Annotated in this window: 11 protein-coding genes; 10 read left to right on the top strand and 1 reads right to left on the bottom strand. The window is 34.6% G+C overall.

All coding sequences use genetic code 11. The features are described 5' to 3' along the window. Positions 1-48 precede the first annotated feature (48 nt). From H600_RS0120355 to nagA, 7 genes are all read left to right on the top strand, one after another. Entirely contained in the window at positions 49-798 is a 750-nt protein-coding gene (locus H600_RS0120355; protein ID WP_026730514.1) for a DeoR/GlpR family DNA-binding transcription regulator, read from the top strand. Between the two features lie 288 nt (positions 799-1,086). After that, entirely contained in the window at positions 1,087-4,002 is a 2,916-nt protein-coding gene (locus H600_RS0120350; RefSeq protein WP_026730513.1) for an FAD-binding and (Fe-S)-binding domain-containing protein, read from the top strand. Between the two features lie 19 nt (positions 4,003-4,021). Then, on the top strand, positions 4,022-4,849 hold the full coding sequence (locus H600_RS0120345; RefSeq protein WP_026730512.1) for an alpha/beta hydrolase: 828 nt from the start codon (positions 4,022-4,024) through the stop codon (positions 4,847-4,849). Positions 4,850-5,035: 186 nt separating this feature from the next. Continuing rightward, on the top strand, positions 5,036-6,871 hold the full coding sequence (locus H600_RS0120340) for an outer membrane protein assembly factor BamB family protein (RefSeq protein WP_026730511.1): 1,836 nt from the start codon (positions 5,036-5,038) through the stop codon (positions 6,869-6,871). 181 nt (positions 6,872-7,052) lie between these two features. Beyond that, positions 7,053-8,534: a glycoside hydrolase family 10-like protein gene (locus tag H600_RS0120335; protein ID WP_026730510.1), complete on the top strand. Its 1,482-nt coding sequence runs from the start codon at positions 7,053-7,055 to the stop codon at positions 8,532-8,534. Positions 8,535-8,573: 39 nt separating this feature from the next. Next, positions 8,574-9,878, top strand: a complete 1,305-nt coding sequence (locus H600_RS0120330; RefSeq protein WP_026730509.1) for a serine hydrolase domain-containing protein — start codon at positions 8,574-8,576, stop codon at positions 9,876-9,878. Positions 9,879-9,955: 77 nt separating this feature from the next. Beyond that, the gene (gene nagA / locus H600_RS0120325; RefSeq protein ID WP_026730508.1) at positions 9,956-11,080 is read left to right on the top strand and encodes an N-acetylglucosamine-6-phosphate deacetylase; all 1,125 of its coding nucleotides are present in this window, start codon (positions 9,956-9,958) and stop codon (positions 11,078-11,080) included. Positions 11,081-11,118: 38 nt separating this feature from the next. Here the strand turns inward: nagA and H600_RS0120315 are convergent, their stop codons facing one another. Next, entirely contained in the window at positions 11,119-15,969 is a 4,851-nt protein-coding gene (locus tag H600_RS0120315; RefSeq protein WP_026730507.1) for a RecQ family ATP-dependent DNA helicase, read from the bottom strand. A 424-nt stretch (positions 15,970-16,393) separates the two neighbouring features. Here H600_RS0120315 and H600_RS0120305 point away from each other — a divergent pair, with 424 nt between their 5' ends. The 3 genes from H600_RS0120305 to H600_RS0120295 are packed head-to-tail and all read left to right on the top strand — an operon-like array spanning position 16,394 to position 20,161. Beyond that, positions 16,394-18,406, top strand: a complete 2,013-nt coding sequence (locus H600_RS0120305; RefSeq protein WP_026730506.1) for a M13 family metallopeptidase — start codon at positions 16,394-16,396, stop codon at positions 18,404-18,406. A gap of 28 nt (positions 18,407-18,434) precedes the next feature. After that, complete coding sequence (locus H600_RS0120300) at positions 18,435-19,274, top strand: SDR family NAD(P)-dependent oxidoreductase (RefSeq protein ID WP_245176609.1); 840 nt, start codon at positions 18,435-18,437, stop codon at positions 19,272-19,274. Between the two features lie 47 nt (positions 19,275-19,321). Next, positions 19,322-20,161 (top strand): amidohydrolase family protein, encoded by an 840-nt coding sequence (locus H600_RS0120295; protein ID WP_026730504.1) that lies wholly within the window; start codon positions 19,322-19,324, stop codon positions 20,159-20,161. The last annotated feature ends 145 nt before the right edge of the window (positions 20,162-20,306 follow it).

The following is a 20,306-nucleotide window of genomic DNA, read 5'->3' as shown; positions in this document are numbered from 1 at the left end:
TTTGAAATATTTGATATATTTGTCCTGAATTTTAACTTTTTCAAAAAAATGCTGAAAGCTGAGAGACAGAAATATATAATGACTAAGCTTATTGAAGACCAGAAAGTTGTTACAACAGATTTGGCTTTGGCTCTGGATTTATCCGAAGATACAATCCGCCGTGATTTAAATGAACTCGACAGTAAAAAGCTGTTAGAGAAAGTATATGGCGGGGCAGTTCAAGTTTCCAGAAAATCTACAGATGTATTTGATATTTATATTTCTGCAGAAGAAGAGAAAAAGCAAATTGTAACAAAAGCATTGTCTTTGCTTCGTGACGACCAAGTTATTATAATGAGTGGCGGAAGCACAAATTTGGTTTTTGCAAAGTTGATTCCTGCCAATTTAAAAGCTACGATTTACACCTATAGTCTTCCAATTGCTATGCAATTATCTCAGCATCCTAATATTGATTTGATTTTCATTGGTGGAAAAATGCAGAAAAACGCAATGGTAACTATTGGTATGGATGTAATTCAGGTTGTGTCTAAAATTAAGGCTGATATTTGTTTCATTGGGGCCAGCAGTATCAACGTGAAACAGGGTTTGACTGAAATTGGTTATGAAATTTCAATTGTTAAAAAAGCAATGATAGAAGCGTCTGACAAAGTGGTTTCGATGTTTTCTTCAGATAAATTAAATACAAAAATGCCACACAGCGTATGCGATCTTTCTCAATTGGATACGATTGTTACGAATTTAGATCCTCAAGATGCTAGATTGGAAGAATACAAGAAAGCAGGCGTGTTAGTGTTGTAGTATCTGTAGTCTAAAATAAAAATTGCGTGTTTTTGCGTTTTTTTAAAATTTATTTTGTTAAATAACGCAAAATAATGTAAAGTTTCTCTTTTTTGTGTATATATTTGTTAAAGCTAAACCTTTTGACCAATATATCTATGAAAACCATTTCTTCATCATTTTATGGTCTATTTGTTGGCAAAATATTGATTTTCAAAATGATTTGGAGCTGTTCGCAACAGTTTTTAAATTCTTAAAAACGGAAATTAATATTGCATTAAACAACCAAAAGCAATAGAAACCAGTAAAATGCCCAATTCTCAACAATTAAACGAACTGTCTGCTTCGCTAGAAGGAAATCTTTTTTATGATGAACTTCATAAAAAAATATATGCGACAGATGCTTCTGCTTACAGAATTACGCCAGTTGCGGTAGCAATTCCGAAAACAGAAGGCGATATCGTTAAGATTATTCATTTCGCTTCACAAAATAAAATTTCAATAACACCAAGAACAGCTGGAACTTCTTTAGCTGGACAAACAGTCGGTAACGGTATAATTGTCGATGTTTCAAAGCATTTTACCAAAATTGTTTCTTTTGATGCCAGCAAGAAAACAGTAACGGTTCAACCCGGAGTAATTCGCGATGAACTGAATTTATTTTTAAAACCACACGGATTATTTTTTTCACCAACGACATCAACTACCAATAGATGCATGATTGGTGGAATGGTTGGAAATAATTCGTCAGGAACAACCTCAATTCGCTACGGTGTCACCAGAGATAAAATTGTTGAAATAAAAGCCGTTTTAAGCGACGGAACTCTTGCCGTATTTAAAGATTTAACTTCGGAGGAATTTATTCAGAAAACAAAAGGAGATTCTTTAGAAAGTAAAATTTATAAAACGATTTACGAAGAACTTTCAGATAAAGAAAATCAAGAAGAGATTTTAAGGGAGTTTCCAAAACCAGAAATCCACCGAAGAAATACTGGTTACGCGATTGATGCTTTGCTGAAATCGGAGCTTTTTTCGGGAACAGAAAATACCATAAATTTAGGGAAATTGTTGTGTGGTAGTGAAGGAACTTTGGCATTCACAACACAAGTTACTTTAAAAGTTGACAATCTTCCTCCAACAAATACTATTATGGTCGTGGCGCATTTTCATACAATTCAAGAAAGCCTTGAAGCCGTTGTGGTTGCGATGAAACATCATTTGTACACTTGCGAAATGATGGATGACACGATTTTGGATTGCACTAAAACCAATAGAGAACAAGCCAAAAATAGATTCTTTATTGTGGGCGAACCAAAAGCCGTTATTATGCTTGAAGTGGGTTCGCACATTAGTATGGAAGATGCCGAATTGCAAGCTGATGCTTTGATTAAAGATCTTGAAGTTAATGGTTTTGGTTACGCACTTCCAAAAATTTATGGAGAAGATATTGAAAAAGTAAATGAAGTTCGAAAAGCAGGTCTCGGACTTTTAGGAAGTATTGTGGGAGACGACAAAGCGGCCGATTCGATTGAAGATACTGCAGTCGAATTAAGCGATTTGCCTAATTATATTGCCGATTTTGCCGCTATGATGGAAAGCCACGGACAAAGTGCGATTTATTATGCGCATGCTGGAGCAGGAGAGCTGCATTTGCGTCCAAAGATAAACTTAAAAACAAAAGAAGGTTTACATCAATTCAGAAATATATCTACCGAGGTAGCTCATTTGGTGAAAAAATATAGAGGTTCACTAAGCGGTGAACATGGTGACGGAATTTTACGTGGAGAGTTTCTGCCGTTTATGATCGGGGATAAAAACTACGAATTGCTGAAACGCATAAAAAAAGCGTTTGATCCTGACACGATTTTGAATGCTGGGAAAATCGTAAATGCATCTAAAATGGATGAAAACCTCCGTTTTGAAGCAGGAAGAGTGGAGCCAGATATTAAAACAATTCAGGATTTCTCAGACAGTTTAGGAATTTTGCGTGCAGCCGAAAAATGCAACGGATCTGGTGATTGTCGAAAATTGCCATCGGCAGGCGGTACTTTATGTCCGAGTTATCGTGCGACTAGAAATGAAAAAGATACCACTCGCGCGCGTGCCAATGCTTTACGAGAATACCTGACGCATTCTGAAAAAGAAAATAAATTCGATCACGAAGAATTATATAAAGTATTCGAATTGTGTGTGAGCTGTAAAGCCTGCGCAAGCGAATGTCCAAGTAATGTAGATGTAGCCACTTTAAAAGCCGAATTTTTATACCAATATCAAAAGGCAAACGGTTTTTCTTTCCGAAGTAAAATATTTGCTTTTAATTCGAAATTGAATGAATTAGGAAGTATTGCACCTTCTGTTACCAACTGGGCTTCGAATCTTTCATTCGTTAAAAAAAGAATGGGAATTGCATCTGAAAGACAAGTTCCATTATTGGCTCCAAAATCTTTTAAAAAATGGTATCATGCCAATAAAAAGCTTTATGAGGCAAACTCTTTTGAAAACGGAAGCGTTTATTTATTTTGTGATGAATTCACTAATTATTATGATGTTTCGGTAGGAATTGATGCTTTCGAATTATTGACGAAATTAGGTTATAATGTAATTGTAATCGATCACGAAGAAAGCGGAAGAGCTTTTATTTCCAAAGGCTTTCTAGAAGAAGCGCAGGAAATTGCAAATAAAAACATCACTATTTTTAAAAATATAATTTCTGAAAATACGCCTTTAATTGGTCTTGAACCTTCGGCGATTTTGACTTTTAGAGATGAATATCTTCGATTGGCGGGAGATAAGGAAAGTGCAGCAAAAGTTGCAAAAAACACTTTTACGGTTGAAGAGTTTTTCAAAAGAGAAATTTCAAACGGAAAAATTCACGCGGGACAATTTTCTGAAAAAGAAAAAAGCATAAAGATTCACGGACATTGCCACCAAAAATCATTGAGCAGCGTTGAAGCTTCTTTTGCAATGTTGAATCTTCCAAAAAATAATACGGTTACGATTTACAATTCAGGTTGTTGCGGTATGGCGGGCTCATTTGGTTATGAAAAAGAGCATTACGAAATCAGTATGCAAATGGGAGAAGATACTTTGTTTCCGAAAATCAGAGCAACCGAATCAACAACGGAAATCGCGGCTGCGGGAACAAGTTGCCGTCATCAAATTTTTGACGGAACCAACAGAAAAGCTTTGCATCCGGTAACCATTTTAAGAGATTGTTTGAAATAGTATTTAATGAACATCAGTTATGAAAAAATCAATTTACACCATCTTTTTGCTGTTTTTAGTCTTTACAGCGCAAGCATCAAAAGTTGATACCTTACAAGTTTTTAGCGCTTCGATGCAAAAGAATATAAAAACTTGTGTGGTTGTTCCGGACAATTATAAAAAGAGCAAAAAGACATTTCCGGTAGTTTATTTGCTTCACGGACACAGTGGCAATTACGCGTCATGGGTAAAAGGTTTTAAAGCACTTGGAAAACAAGTAGATCAATACGGTTTTATAGTAGTTTGTGCTGATGGAAATTATTCAAGCTGGTATTTTGACAGTCCAATTGATCCGAGTTTTAAATATGAAACGTATGTAGTAAAAGAGTTGGTTCCTTTTATTGATAAACAATATAAAACAATTGCCGATCGAACAGGAAGAGCCATTTCTGGTTTGAGTATGGGCGGACATGGTGCGTTGTATTTGTCATTTAAGCATCAAGATGTATTTGGCGCGGCGGGAAGTATGAGCGGAGGTGTTGATATTCGCCCGTTTCCTGATAATTGGGATATCAAAAAACGATTGGGGTCAATTACTGAATTTCCTGAAAATTGGAATCAAAATACAATTACCAATATGCTCGATTTGGTAAAAGACAACAAATTAAAACTGATTATTGATTGTGGCGTTGACGATTTTTTTATGACCGTAAACAGAGAGCTTCACGCAAAAATGCTGGCTCTAAAAATAAATCACGATTATATTGAGCGCCCAGGAGAACATAATCTTAAATACTGGGAGAATTCTTTACAATATCAACTTTTGTTTTTTCGCGATTTCTTTAATGAAAATGTAAAAGCAGAGTAATCATAAAGTGTATTTTGGTTCTCACACATGATTGAAATACACAAATTTTGGTTGGTTATCCTAACAGGTTTTTTAAGCCTGTTAGGTTTTTTTTGATCAATTCTGCCGAATTAATTTGATATAAACGCATCATATTCCGAGTAGGAATTTTTAAAATAAATTATTGCTAATAAAATAAAAAGAACCATGAAACATCTATTTTTCAGAATACTATTGCTTTTTGTAATAACATCCGGTTTTTCGCAGAATGCAGAGAAAAAGGTAATTATAAAATTTGTACAACTTACAGACTTGCATGTTTCTGTGGGAAATGACAATGATTTTTTATTGCAAAACATAGTAAAAGAAATCAACAATTCAGACAATGAATTTGTAGTTGTAACCGGAGATTTAACCAATCGCGGTGCTGATGACGAATTAAAACAGGTTCACTCTATTTTATCAAAATTAACAAAACCGTATTATGTTATTTCTGGTAATCACGAAACAAACTGGAGCGAAAGCGCGGGGCTTACTTATAAAAAGATATTTGGAGAAGATCGCTTTGTATTTTCAAAAGGAGATTACGTTTTTATTGGGTATCCATGCGGGCCATACATGAAAATGGGTGATGGTTTTGTAAAACATGAAGATGTATTATGGCTGGATAAAACGTTGAAAGATAGTCTTAAGGGAAACAATAAAAAAGTGCTCAACTTTGCTCATTATCCGCTGGATAATAGTGTGAGCAATTATAAAGAAGTGCTTTCTGTTTTGCAAAAACATCCCACTGTTGCCAGTTTTTGTGGCCACGGGCATACGCTAAGAAAATATGATTTTTCGGGTTTGAGTGGCTTAATGGGAACTTCTATTACATCTCTAGATGGCAAAACTCAGAGTTACAACGAATTAATTATCAGTAATGACAGCATCAGCATTTATCAGAAGGAACTAGATAAGCCCGGTGTTTATAAATTTTCTGTTCCGACAAAACCATCTAAAATTGAAATTCCAAAGGATGATTTTCCGACAGTTACTCCTTTTTTGAAAGATGATGCTTCGATTTACAGTCTTCCTTCATTTGATAAAAAGAATTTTTATTTTGCCAATTCGCTTGGTGAAATACAATCCGTAAATTTGAAAGACAAAAAAATAAATTGGAAAACAAAAACAGGAAATGCTATTTATTTTTCGCCGACAATTGTAAAAAATAATCTCGTTGTTGGAACGATCGAAGGAAAGCTTTTAGGATTTGATTCGCAATCAGGAAAACAAAAATGGGATGTTGCTATTGGTGGTGTTTTAGTAGGTTCTCCAATTGTTGAAAACAATAAAGTTTATACAGCAAGTTCGACTTCGTTTGTTTGTGTAGATGCTGTGAGCGGTAAGGTAATTTGGAAAAAAGAAATGCCACAATCGTATTCTCAAGGAACACCTTTGATTCAAGGAGATAAAATCATTTTTGGGGTTTGGGATACTTATGTTTATTGTTTAAATAAAAATACCGGAGAGTTAATCTGGAAGTGGAATAATGGCAATGACAAACAAATTTTATATTCGGCAGGAAATGTAAATATGGTTTCAACAAAAAGCCGACTTTATTTTGTTACGCCTCAACGTTTTTTAACCATTTTGGATATTGAAACAGGAAAAACGCTGTTAAGAACTTCGAAATGGAAAATTAGAGAATCGATGGGGAAAAGCCAAGACGGAAAATGGTTTTATGGCAAAACAATGGATGGATTGCTTTTAAGAGTACCACTTTTACATGATCTGGAATTGACAGAAGAAAATGTCGAAAAACAAAGCAAAGTTTTGGATTTGAAATTAGGATATGAACACAATCCAGCAGGAATTTTAGAAAAAGACAATAAGATTTACATAGGAAGCCGAAAAGGAGAAGTTATAATCGTTGATGCAGAAAAATTTGAAATCATAAAACAAATCACTTTAGGAAGTTCAAGTGTAAATGGTTTCACAATTGATGCCCAAGGTAGAGTTTGGACTTCTTTAATTGAAGGCGGAATTTATTTGCTTAAATAAAACGAAATTGCTCGCAAAGTCGCAAAGAATATTAAAAAGATTTAAGAAAAAACTTTGCGTCTCTGCGACTTTGCGAGATTAAAAAAAATAAAATTAGTAAAAAAACTTTGCGTAAATCCTTGCTCCCGATAGCTATTGGGATTGCGGTTGAATTTTAAAAAACTAACCCAAAATAAAAATTATGAAAAGCATAAAAATTATAATTCTAGTTTTGCTGATTCATACCAAAATTTTCAGTCAGCAATCTCCAAAAAGAGAAATGCGCGCCGCTTGGATTTCTACGGTAGAAAATATTGACTGGCCATCTAAACCAGGTTTGTCAGATAAAGAAATGAAAGCCGAAATGATTGCTATTTTGGATAACCTTCGTTCCTATAATCTGAACACTGTCATTTTTCAAATTCGCCCAACTGCCGATGCCTTTTACAAATCGACAAAAGAGCCAGCTTCGCATTGGATAACCGGAACTCAAGGCGTTGCGCCAGGTTTTGATCCTTTGCAAATGATGATTGATGAAGCAGGAAAACGCGGCATGAACGTGCATGTTTGGCTGAATCCGTATCGTGTTCAGAAAGATACCGTTAGAGATGTGCTTTCAAAAAATCATTTGTATTTTAAAAGACCAGACCTTTTCCTTACCTACGGAAAAACAAGATATTTTAATCCAGGTTTACAAGAAACCAGAGATTTTGTGGCTTCTGTAGTGGGAGAAATTGTTCGTAAATATGATATTCAGGCGGTTCATATGGACGATTATTTCTATCCATATAAAATTGCTGGACAAGAATTTCCAGATGAAAAAGCATTTGCTAAAGAACCACGCCAGTTTAAAGATAAAGATGATTGGCGAAGAGACAATGTTGACTTAATCATCAAGCAAATTAGAGATACGATTATTGCCAATAAACCTGAGGTTGAATTCGGAATTTCGCCTTTTGGTGTTTGGAGAAATATTGCCAAAGATTCTCAAGGTTCTAAAACGGTTGCTGGAGCCACAAATTATGATGATTTGTATGCCAATATTTTAAAATGGCAAAAAGAATACTGGATCGATTACGTTACGCCTCAAATATATTGGCACATTGGTTTTGATAAAGCAAATTTTGAAGTTTTAGCAAAATGGTGGGCAGAACATAAATACGGAACAAATGTTTACGTGGGTCATGGCGATTATAAAATTTCGACTTCGGCTAAAGAACCAGAATGGAGAAGTCCTGATCAAATCGTAAAACAGATTGAAATGATTCGTAAACTCCCTCAAATTGAAGGTTCGATGCATTTTACAGCTTCTAATTTTCTGAAAAAAGGAGATACGTTAAGAAAACCACTTCTTCAAAAAGAATACAAATATATTGCCTTGACTCCCGAAGCAAACAGAATAACAAGATTAAAACCCCAACCGCCAACAAATGCAACAATTGCTAAAAAAGGCAATAATGCAGTTTTGACTTGGAAAGCCGCATTTAACGACAAGAAATATGTGATTTACAGATTTCCAAAAGGAAAAATAACCGATTTCTCAAATCCTGAAAACATTTATTACGTGACAACAGCACTAAAATTAGAAGTTCCAAATGCTAATTTGGAAAACTACGTTTATGCACTCACCGCTCTAAGCCAAACTCAGACAGAAAGTACCGCGGTTGAGTTTGTAACCAAGTAAAGTAAGACAACATGATTTAAAAAATTAATCAGTAAAAAGATGAAAAAGATAATATTCAGCATTATCATTATTTCTTTTGTTTTTTTAGGAATGGGTTTTCATTCTCCTAAAAAAATAAATAAGGATTTTGGTCTCAAAGAAAATGAAGCTTATATTGATTCGATGATGAATAATGCGCTGGAAAAAGGCTTTTTTCCGGGTGCGCAAATAATCGTAGGGACAGGAGATTTTAATTTGATATCCAAAAATTATGGCTATCATGATTACACAAAAAAACAAAAGGTAAAAACAGAAGACGTTTTTGATTTGGCTTCGATGTCTAAAGTTTTGGGAGCAACATTAGTAACTATGCGTTTAGTGGGAGATGGCAAACTAAAACTTACAGATCGAGTTGGCGAAATTGTTCCGATGTATAAAAACACTGCTATTTCTGATTTAACTCTTTTTGAATTGCTGACGCATACTTCTGGATTGACACCAAGTATTACTTTTTATCAAGCATTGCTTTCTACGCCAGATAATTCGCCTTTGTTGAGCAATCAAAAATCAGAGCAATATCCTGCGCAATTTGATAATATGTTCGTCAACAAAAACATTGTTTACGATTCAAAATATCTTGTTTTTGAACCAAAAGAAAATTGGATTCAGGTTTATAAAAACATGTGGTTGAATCCAGCATTTTATCCATCGGTTTATGAAAGAATAGCGAAGGCAAATACAAATCCGAGAGGGAAATATTTGTACAGTGATTTAAATCTTTTATTGGTGAAACAAATCATTGAAACCAAAACAGGAAAGAAACTCGATCAGTTTACAAATGAAATTTATACCGCATTAGGTATTTCGAAAATTGGATATAATCCGCTAAAGTGGACTTCGATAGACAATGTAATGCCAACCGAAGTGGATAATTTTTTCAGAAAAGATACCATAAAAGGCTATGTACATGATGAAGCGGCGGCAATTCTTGGAGGTGTTTCTGGAAACGCTGGTTTGTTTGCCAACGCAGAATCGATTGCCGTAATCTGCAAAATGTTGATGAATAATGGAAATTATAAAGGGAAACAAATTCTAAAAGCCAAAGTCGTAAAAGAGTTTACAGAATCGCCACTTGCAAAAGAAGGCATTTATCGCGGTTTAGGTTTTGATAAAAGAAAACCAGACGAATTTTTTACAAAAGATGATTTTGGACATACAGGTTTTACGGGAACATTTTTCTTTATGAATAGAAACACCAACCGATTTTTAATTATTTTGACGAATCGCGTAAATCCAACGCGAACAAACAGATTAATGTACAAAGATGATTTTAGTACAAAAATTTGGAGACAAATTAATAAGTAGTATTTGTTGTTGCTCTGCTCAAATCAATTTAAATCTGCGTGGAAAATTAATAGCACTTTATAAATAAATTTAAGAAAATGAAACAAGCCATTATCAATGCAGTAGTTCACACTGGAGAAGAAGTAATCAATAATGGAGTTATTGTTGTTGAAAACGGAAAGATTCTTTCGGTTCAAAAAGAAATTCCAAATGCTATTGAAACAATCGATTTGGAAGGAAAACATATTGCGGCGGGATTTATCGATATTCAAATAAATGGAGGAGAAAGGCTTTATTTCAGTCAAACTCCTACCGAAGAAGCCATTCAGGATATTTATGAAACTAGTCGTAAATATGGAACAACGCAAGTTTTACCCTGTTTGATATCATCTTCAAACGAAACCATTTTGCAAGGAATTGAAGCCGTTCGCAATTATAGAGAAAAACACGATAATGGCGTAATCGGAATGCATTTAGAAGGACCATTTTTGAATCCGTTACGAAGAGGCGCACACAGCATCGATCAAGTTAGAAAGCCTACAAACAAAGAGCTTGAAGAAATTATTAAATACGGGAAGGGCGTTATAAAAGTTATCACTATTGCGCCTGAATGTTTTACGGAAGAACAGCTTGATATGTTGTTAGAAAGCGGTATCGTAATATCGATCGGACATTCTACTATTTCATATAAAGAAGCCCAGCCTTATTTTGCAAAAGGAATCAATCTAGTTACACATTTATTTAATGCAATGACGCAGTTTGGACATCGTGAACCAGGCTTGGTTGGAGCATCTTTCGAAAACGAAAACGTATTTACACCCGTTATTTTGGATGGTTCACATTGCGATTACGCAGCAGCGAGATTGGCCTACAAACTAAAGCAGGATAAATTCTTTTTGATTAGTGATGCTACATTTTTAGGGCGAAAAGTCACCAATTTTAATTGGGATAATTTTGATGCTCATCTCGAAAATGGTTTTTATAGAAATAAAGACGGCAATTTGGCCGGAGCATCCATTTCCATGTTAGAAGCGGTGCAAAATGCTTATAATCATTTGAATGTTTCTGCAGACGAAGCCCTGAAAATGGCATCTTCGCGCGTTGCAAATGCAATTGGTTTAGGAGATAAATTTGGGAAAATAAAAGCTGGATTTCCTGCAACTTTTGTCAAATTCAATGCTGATTTGACTGAAATTGAAACTTTTGATTTTTTTAAAAGTTAATCACGAAATAAAGAAAGCTTCAGAGAAATCTGAGGCTTTTATTTTTGATCAATAATTTCAAAATAAAGTTCAGGCAAAATTATTTTGATTTCCTCCAAAGCTCCTTCCTTGCGCCAATACAATATAAAATTCACAGATGCACTTTTTAGTTCATAGTGTTTTAGCTTCATTAGTTTGATTTTCTCAATGAATTTCTTTGAGAATTTTAACACAGATTGTCCGTTTGAATTTAAGCATTCGTTGCCCTCAATATGCAATTTTTCTCCACAAGTAAGTTGAGAAATTGAAATCTGCCTGTTAATAAAATAATCTAGCCAGACATCTTCGAAAGTGGCATGTCTTACAATTTTATCAGGTGTAGGATAAATTTCAAAATTGCTTATGTGTTCAAGATTTTCTGCGTTCAAGCTATTGAGGTAATCGTTATTTAGATGGATGTTTAGATTATGTTTAGCTCTGGTCATTGCTACATATAATTGGCGTTTAGCTGCATCTGTATCCAGATTAAACTTTTCAAGTAGAAGAAACACATTATCAAATTCTTTTCCTTTTGCTTTATGAATGGTAGATACAAAAATGGTTTCGCTATTTTCATTATAAAAATCCTCTAATTTAGATTCGCGAATTAAAACTTCTAAATCAGATTTGTACTTCCTATTTGGATTAGTGATTTCAAAATCTTTGATAATATTTAGACAGATTTCTAATTTAGTACTGTTATGGAAAGTATTAATCAGTTCTTTTTTAGCTTCATTCCAAATTTCGTCACTAATTGTGTAAATATCGGGACCGGAATCTACTTTATTTAATAAAAACCGAACCTCGACAAGGTTATATAAATTAAAACCATCATTAGATTGTATAAGTTTTGCTTTTATGCCATTCTTTAAAAGCAGTCCCGCAACTTTTACAGCTTCGTCGTTAGTTTTTGTGATTACACATGTAGTTCCTGAAAGACCTGTGTTAGTAATATCAGCTACAAGTGGAGTGATGAGATTGCAGCTCTGATAGCTGACAATTTTGATTTTTCCGTTATCGATTTGATTAGCAATAATCGGTGTTTCTTTTAATCGGTGTTGAATTTGTTTGACAAATTGATTCGAAAAAGAAACCAGATTACTTTTGCTGCGATAATTTTCGACTAATTCATGTTTTATTGCTTTGTTGTCATAAATGAATTGTTCAAGATATTTAGAGCTCGCGCCTCTAAACTCATAAATATTTTGGTCATCATCTCCGACAGCAATAATCCTCATTTCTTCATTCTGCTCCATGAGCGCATTTATAAGAGCAAACTCTTCTGCATTCATATCCTGTGCTTCGTCAATTACTAAAACAGTTTTGGTAATTTTATTAGCTTCAACATCACCGTTTTTAATTCTTTCAACAGTAATGTTTAAAATATCCGCTGATTTTTCTAAAGTACCTATCTTTCCCAAAAGATCAAAACAGTACGAATGAAATGTCTTAATTTCGATAAAGTTTGCTGCATTGCCAATCAGGTTTAATAGACGTTTTTTAAATTCAGTAGCGGCGGCTCTCGAAAATGTAAGCATTAATAACTGCTCGTGCTTCACATCTTCCATTAATAAGAGAGAAGCCAGTTTATGGACCAATACCTTTGTTTTGCCACTGCCTGGACCGGCGGCTACAACGATATGTTGTGTTTCATTGTCTTTTATGATTTTTAATTGTGTTGGCGAAAGCTCTCCAAATAATTGTTTGAATTTTGAAGGAGTGATATTCCTCCTAATCTCGTTTTGTCTGTCACTGCCTTTAAAATATTTGTTTAGAAAAGAGTTATAATTAAGCTGGAAATAATCTTCTACAAATTGAAGTGCATTCTTGTAGTCAGTAAGCATTCTTTGAGCGTATTCGCCTATGATATGGATTTGCTGGACTTTATTTTCGTAAAACTGATTGAGCTTTTGATAATCGTCTTTAGTATATCGTTTTTTATTGTCTTGTTCGATCCGCTCGATAGTTAAAGCGTTATAAACAACAAGAAAACCGCCTTCTATTTTTATTGCCTCAATCCGTGAAAGATAGAACAATGTATCTTCAATGTCATAAATGCTTATTTCTTTTTTGAAAAGGTCTGAGCTGTTTTCATAAGCATACTTTAGTTCATGTACAGAAAACTCAACTAAAATTTCATCTTTGTCTGTTTGGCCTTTTGCTTTTTCAGTGATCGTTTTTTCATAAAAGAATTCAACGATAAATGTTGCAAGCTCATGACGTATTTCAAGTTTATCTTTTAATTGTTTTTTACTTTGAAGGCAGAGTACAGCAATATGGTTCTTAAAATGGTCTAGATTTTTTCTTTTAATCCAGTTTTTAATAGACCAAAAGTTGATTATTGTTTTTATTTTATTAGTGGTTACGCCATCACAGCCATTTTTTTCAACTTCCTCATTTAATTCTTTCAAATGAAAAATACTTTCTTCTTCTTTAAAAACAGAAAGTAAGAAGTTTTCGATTTTGCTGTGTAGCTCTACGATAGCAAGAGAGCGGTTTTTATTTTCTGTACTCTTTATAAAAGCAGTCAAATCCTTGGCATCGGCCAGAATATTTTCTTCGCGCAATAAGTTTATCACGTTAATAACCTCTTCTTTTACGATGCCTAAATGATCACTAATATAGTCTATTCTAGATTCAGGAGTTTCGTTGGTGGTTTCTTTTCTGCTTTTACTTGAAAAGAGTTTCTTTATAATACGTACACCTTGTTCTTTTTGATTTTCTTCAAATTTTTTCGAAGCATTTATTATTTCAATAGCTTCCTGAGCATTTTCAGATAAAATGCTGTTAGCAAATACCCTTGGCATATTCTGCCCACGTTTTAAGTATCCTGCATCTTCTAAAGCTGCTATTGCCGTAGTTACGCGTGTTTCTATTTCTGCAACGCTATCGTCCCAGCCTGCTTTTCGGGCAATTTCCAACGCAGAATTAGATATTTTCGACCGGAATCTGGTAATATCCTTTATTGCTTTCCATACCTGCTGGATTTCTTTTATTGAAAGTTTGGTTTGGTTAAGCAAAATAAAATGTTTGCTGAGGTCTTCTTCGTTAAACAACACAAAACAATCAGCTAAAATGTTTTCATCTCTGCCTGCACGTCCAGCTTCCTGAACATAGTTTTCAAGTGAATCTGATATCTCATAATGAATCACCAAACCGACATCTTTCTTATCTACGCCCATACCAAATGCAGAAGTAGCTACCATAATTTGTGTGTCCCCATTTAAAAAGGCATTCTGATTCTCAGTCTTCTCCTTTTTATCCATTTTACCATGGTATGATTTTGCATTAAAACCATCTTTTGATAACTGATCGGCTAGTTTATAAGCTTTGAGTGTTCTGGAGACATAGATAATTGTTGGGCAGTTTTTCTCTTCAATTAAATCTCTAACAGTTAAATATTTTTCATCTTCATTTTGCTTTTCAAAAACCTTGTAATGAAGATTAGTTCTTGAGGCTTTTGAAGTGAATATTTGAAGATCTAGTGATAGCTTTTCGCGAAAATAATCCCGAATATCTTCAATGACTCTCTGTTTGGCCGTTGCAGTAAAGCAGGACACAGGGATACTGTTTTCGAGATTTTTCTTTTCCTGAATTAATTTTATAAAGTCACCGATGTATAGGTAATCGACTCTGAAATCTTGTCCCCATGACGAAAAACAGTGCGCTTCATCAATCACAAAACGCGCTGTTTTCCTGCCTAAAATTAGTTTTTCGATAGTTTTTGAGCGGAGAGATTCGGGCGAAATATACAGAATGGAAGCAGAACCGTCTTCAATCCTTTCAATTGATTTGGCTCTTTCGATTGGATCTAATAATCCGTTGATAGTTACAGCTTCGCTTATTCCGTTTTTTTCAAGGTTATCAACCTGATCTTTCATTAGTGACTGAAGAGGAGAAATTTTGATCGTTAATGCTTTAGAATTTTCAGCACTCATAAGCGCCGGAACCTGAAATGTAATTGATTTTCCACCGCCCGTTGGAAAAACAGCCAGTACCGATTTGTTGTTTACAGCGGCCTTAACAGCTCTTTCCTGAAGCGGTTCTCCGCCATAAGTTCGGTATGAATTAAAACCGAAGAACTTTTTTAAACCTTTGTAGATATCCAACGCATTTTCGCAGTAGGTACATCCGGTTAAACAGGGTTTGCTTCGTAATAACAGGATTACACGTTCCACTTCGGGATAGTTTTTAAGAACCCAGGGAGGTGTTATAGAGTGAACTTTTCTAAAAAGTATAAATGAATTAATTAGTGACAGGGAATAGGCTAACTCAATTGGGGTTTCGGATATTATTTTTGCCAAATCTGAATTTAGGCAAATTTCACTTTGGAATTTTAATCTAATCTGAGATTCTACATCAGACTTTGTGCTCTGATAATTTGTAAACCGAAAAAAAGCTCCAAATTCTTTTGTACGATTCAAAAGGAGATAAAAAATGTCTTTAAGTGTTGTATCAATCTGCAAAAAAGCGGCGACCTCACTGTTGAATAAATCTTGTGCCTTAATGGAATCGTTTAAAGGATTGTTTCTGTCTTCCGTTTGAAGTTTGTCGTCTTTTAATAACGAGTGGTAAGGTTTCGTTGGAAATAATAAAGGAGACAGGTACAAAGTATCAATGACATTCAAAGGATTAATACCAGCCTCAATAATTGCATGCCCTATATATTTAATATCGTGATTTAAAATGTTATGCCCGCACACATACTCGCTGCCTCTAAGGAATTGGGTAAATTCTCCTAAAGATGCATTATGAAAAGGATTGCCGTTTTCTTTAATTGCACCTATATCAAGGATTCTGCCTTTAACCGATTCCACCTCGGCATCTATAAATGTAATTAAACAGACATTTTTTTGTTCATCTTTCAACATTAAACTCAATAATATTACGGTTTGGTCTTTTAATAAGATTTAAATGTGTAAAAGTTTAAAGGCGAGTATGATATGTAGCTAATTTAATATTTAATTTTTAAAATTAAGTCACTTTTATTGAAATTGGACTTTTGTGTTAAATAAGGCATTTTGTGATACGAGTTTTGCAGTTGAAAGGGGATGCAAATAAGGAAGCTTCAGAGAAATCTGAGGCTTTTTGTTTAGTACCAAACAATTTATTCATGTCCTTTTTGCGGGATACAGCTTAAAAAGCAGCAGATTTGGGTTTTTTATAAGTGGTAATTCTGACAAAAACTTTAAAATTAAAAACCGAATTCGTATCTTGTTCTGCTAAAATTTGTTTTGCAAAGCAAATTTCTGCCTTCAAACGTTTTTCAATCATTTAATAGAAATAATCTAGATTATGAAAAATTCTTTAATGCTCTTCATTGCATTCTTAGCTTTTACAGCGTGCTCAAAACATCCAGCAAAAAAAGATGTTGCCATCACAGGAATAGATTCCACATTGCGACCAGGTAATGATTTCTTTAGATATGTAAATGGCAAATGGTACGATTCAGTATCAATACCTGCGTCTCAAGCAGGAGTTGGTGTTTATATGTTTATGAATTATCCCCAACGAATGCGTCTGCAAGGAATATTGGACAGTATTTCGAAAAGCACAAATCAAGCAGGAAGTATAGAACAAAAGGTAGGAGATTTTTATGCGTCAGGTATGGATACGATAACCATTGACAAACGCGGTTACGAACCTATCAAACCTCTACTAGCTAAAATCGAAGCCATTAGCGATTTATCATCTTTAATGAATTTTGTTGGTGATCAACTAAAAGTTGGCAATTCTTCAATTATAGGCTTTGGGGTGTCAACCGATGATAAAAACAGCAGTATGAATATTGCATTATTGTATCAAACAGGCCTAGGTTTGCCTGATAGAGACTATTATTTCAAATCAGATTCATCAACAGTTGCTATACAAGCGGCTTACAAAAAATACCTTGCTACATTGTTTCAACAAACAGGAAGCAATGCCCAAGAAGCAAAAAAGAATGCTGATTTGGTTTATGATATTGACAAACAACTAGCTATTTCGCATAAAACAAAAGTTCAACTTCGTGATGTACAAGCAAATTACAATAAAACCGCTGTGGCAGATCTTGTAAAAAAGCATCCTAACATAGACTGGACTACTTTTTTAAATACTATAGGCGCTAAAACCGATTTTATTAATGTTGGCCAACCTGCTTATTATGATGCCCTTAATAAGCTTTTAAAGACGATTCCCATTAGTAGTTGGAAAATTTATTTGAAAGCAAATTCTTTAGAAAGATATGCAGATGATTTAAGCAAGCCTTTTGTAGATGCCTCGTTTGAATATACTAAAGTACTTTCAGGTCAGGCTGTTCAAAAATCGCGTGGTGAAAAAATGGCTAATGTTATTGACAATTATTTAGGTGACGCGTTGGGTGAATTGTATGTAAAGAAATATTTTTCAGAAGATGCCAAAAAACGCATGTTGGTTCTCGTAAATAATTTGCAAAAAGCTTATGCCAAAAGAATTGATAAATTGGAATGGATGAGTCCTGTAACGAAACAAAAAGCGAAAGAAAAATTGTTTGCCATTACCAAGAAAATTGGATATCCTGATAAGTGGAGAGACTATAGCAATGTACAAGTAGCTAGAAACACATATTTTGAAAATATGGTTTCGGCCTCTACAGCGGCATATCAATTTCAATTGGCAAAATTGGGAAAACCAGTAGATAAATCAGAATGGTATACAACAACGCCAACAGTTACAGCATACAATAATCCAACTGCTAATGAAATTGTTTTTCCTGCAGGTATTTTGCAACCCCCATATTTTGATAATAATGCTGATGACGCACTTAACTACGGAGGTATTGGAATGGTTATAGGGCATGAAATAACACATACCTTTGATGATCAAGGTGCTCAATATGACAAGGACGGAAATTTAAAAAGCTGGTGGACAAAAGACGATTATGCGCAGTTTAAATCAAGAATACAACAGGTTATCAATTTGTATGGGACCTATACTGTTTTAGACAATTTGCACGTTAATGGCGCTATGACAGTTGGTGAAAATACAGCAGATATTGCTGGATTAGCAGTTGCTTATGACGCCTTTAAAATGACAGAACAAGGAAAAGGAAATACAAAAATTGACGGTTTTACTCCAGATCAACGCTTTTTTATCTCTTTAGCCAGAATATGGAGAGTGAAAATGAAAGACGAGTTCTTGCGTTTGTGGATTAACAATAACCCGCATTCTCCACCAAATTGGCGTGTTAATGGAACTCTAATGAATACTACTCCTTTTTACGAGGCGTTTAATGTACAGCCCGGAGATAAAATGTTTTTGCCTAAGAAAGACAGGATAACCATTTGGTAATGTTTATGTTTTTCAAAGGGTTTCGATCTTGAAAAGCAAAATTATCCGAACTAAAAATGATTTGAAAATGACAAATGTAAAAGAAGGCATAATATGGATAACTGGTGCTTCATCTGGCATTGGAAAATCGATGGCGCTTGAGTGGGCAAGGTTAGGGCATAAAGTAGTTCTTTCCTCAAGACGTAAAGAACTATTGGATAAAGTAGCTGACGAGATTAAACATTCAGGAGGAGAAGCATTGGTAATTCCGTGTGATATAATGGATGAAGCCTCAATTGAAAATGCAGTTCAACAAATTATTCAAAACTGGGGAGGTTTGGATGTGGTTGTCGCTAATGCCGGTTTTGGTGTTTTTGGAAGCATCGAAAAGCTTACAGCTAAGGATTGGGATCGGCAATTGCAGGGCAATGTTACAGGCTTAGCGCTAACAGTAAAATATGCATTGCCACATTTAAAGAAAAACAAGGGGCGAATAGGTTTAGTGGGAAGTGTAGGTGCATATCTTCCTAATCCAAATGTAGGGGCATATGGTGCTTCAAAAGCGGCTGTAAATTCTATTGGTCTGACTTTGCAGGTCGAATTAATGGGAACAGGCGTGAGTTGTACGACTTTGCATCCCGGATTTGTAGTTTCGGAAATTGCACGAATTGATAATGACGGAGTTTGGCATCCTGAGCAAGAAGATCCGCGACCGTCAAATTTAATGTGGCCAACTGATAAAGCAGCGAAAGTAATGATAAAGGCTATTTTAAAACGAAAGAGAAATTATGTCTTCACAGCTCACGGCAAACTGGCTGTAGGATTGCAAAGATGGTTTCCTGGATTGATGAGGTCTATTATTTCAAAAGGGCCAAAACCAGATTTATAAGATTGCGTTAAATTCAGTATGATGCGATAGAATATAAAACGTTTTGTATGAAAAAAATAATCCTGTTTTTATTTCTTTTAGGAGTGTTTAATGTTTATTCTCAAAAAGTATTTGACACGCATATTCATGGAGAAAAAGATCCTAGTGCTCAAATGCTGCAATTAGAGAATTCAGGCGTTTACAAAGCTGCAATCAGTACATCTTGGGATTTACAAAATACTTATCGAAAGAAAAATAGTATTGAATTGCTATACGGCCTAATGTTGCCATGCCCAAATGGAAAAGTTCCTTATGGGGATCGATTTTGTTTCTCAGATGGAAAAGAATGGCCAGATATAAAATGGGTAGAGGAGCAGATTAAAATTGGAAAAATTGATTTTATTGGGGAAATACTAAACCAATATTATGGAATTTCACCATCAGATAAATTATTATATCCGTATTATGAACTAGCGGAAAAATACAATCTTCCAGTTGGCATTCATTCTGGATTGGCAGGTCCAAATCATGGTTGTCCAAATTTCCGAGTAAGTATGGGAAGTCCAATTTTAATGGAAGATTTATTGCTAAAATTTCCAAAGTTAAAGGTTTGGATTATGCATGCAGGAAGTCCTTTTCTAGAAGATACAATAGGAATTATGAGTGTATATCAAAATGTATATACCGATATTTCTGTTATTTCAAATCCATATATTGTTTCTTATGATGATTTCCGCGCTACAATGAAAAGGTTAATAGATGCCGGATTAGAGAACAGATTAATGTTTGGTTCTGATAACGGTGACATTAAAAAAGCGATTGAATCTGTAGATAAGCTAGATTTTTTATCTTTAGAACAAAAGGAAAAGATATTGCATAAAAATGCAGAACATTTTTTTAAAAAATAAACTATTGTACGAACGTGACGCTCGCGTCAAAAGGTCAAATTACGTCTTCATAAACCACAGCAAACTAGCTATAGGAGTGCAAAGATGGTTGCCTGGATTGATCGAGGTCTATTATTTCAAAAGGCCCAACACCAGATTTATGACG

The organism is Flavobacterium denitrificans DSM 15936 (assembly GCF_000425445.1).
GTDB lineage: Bacteria > Bacteroidota > Bacteroidia > Flavobacteriales > Flavobacteriaceae > Flavobacterium > Flavobacterium denitrificans.
This window is presented reverse-complemented; position numbering and strand designations above follow the sequence as displayed.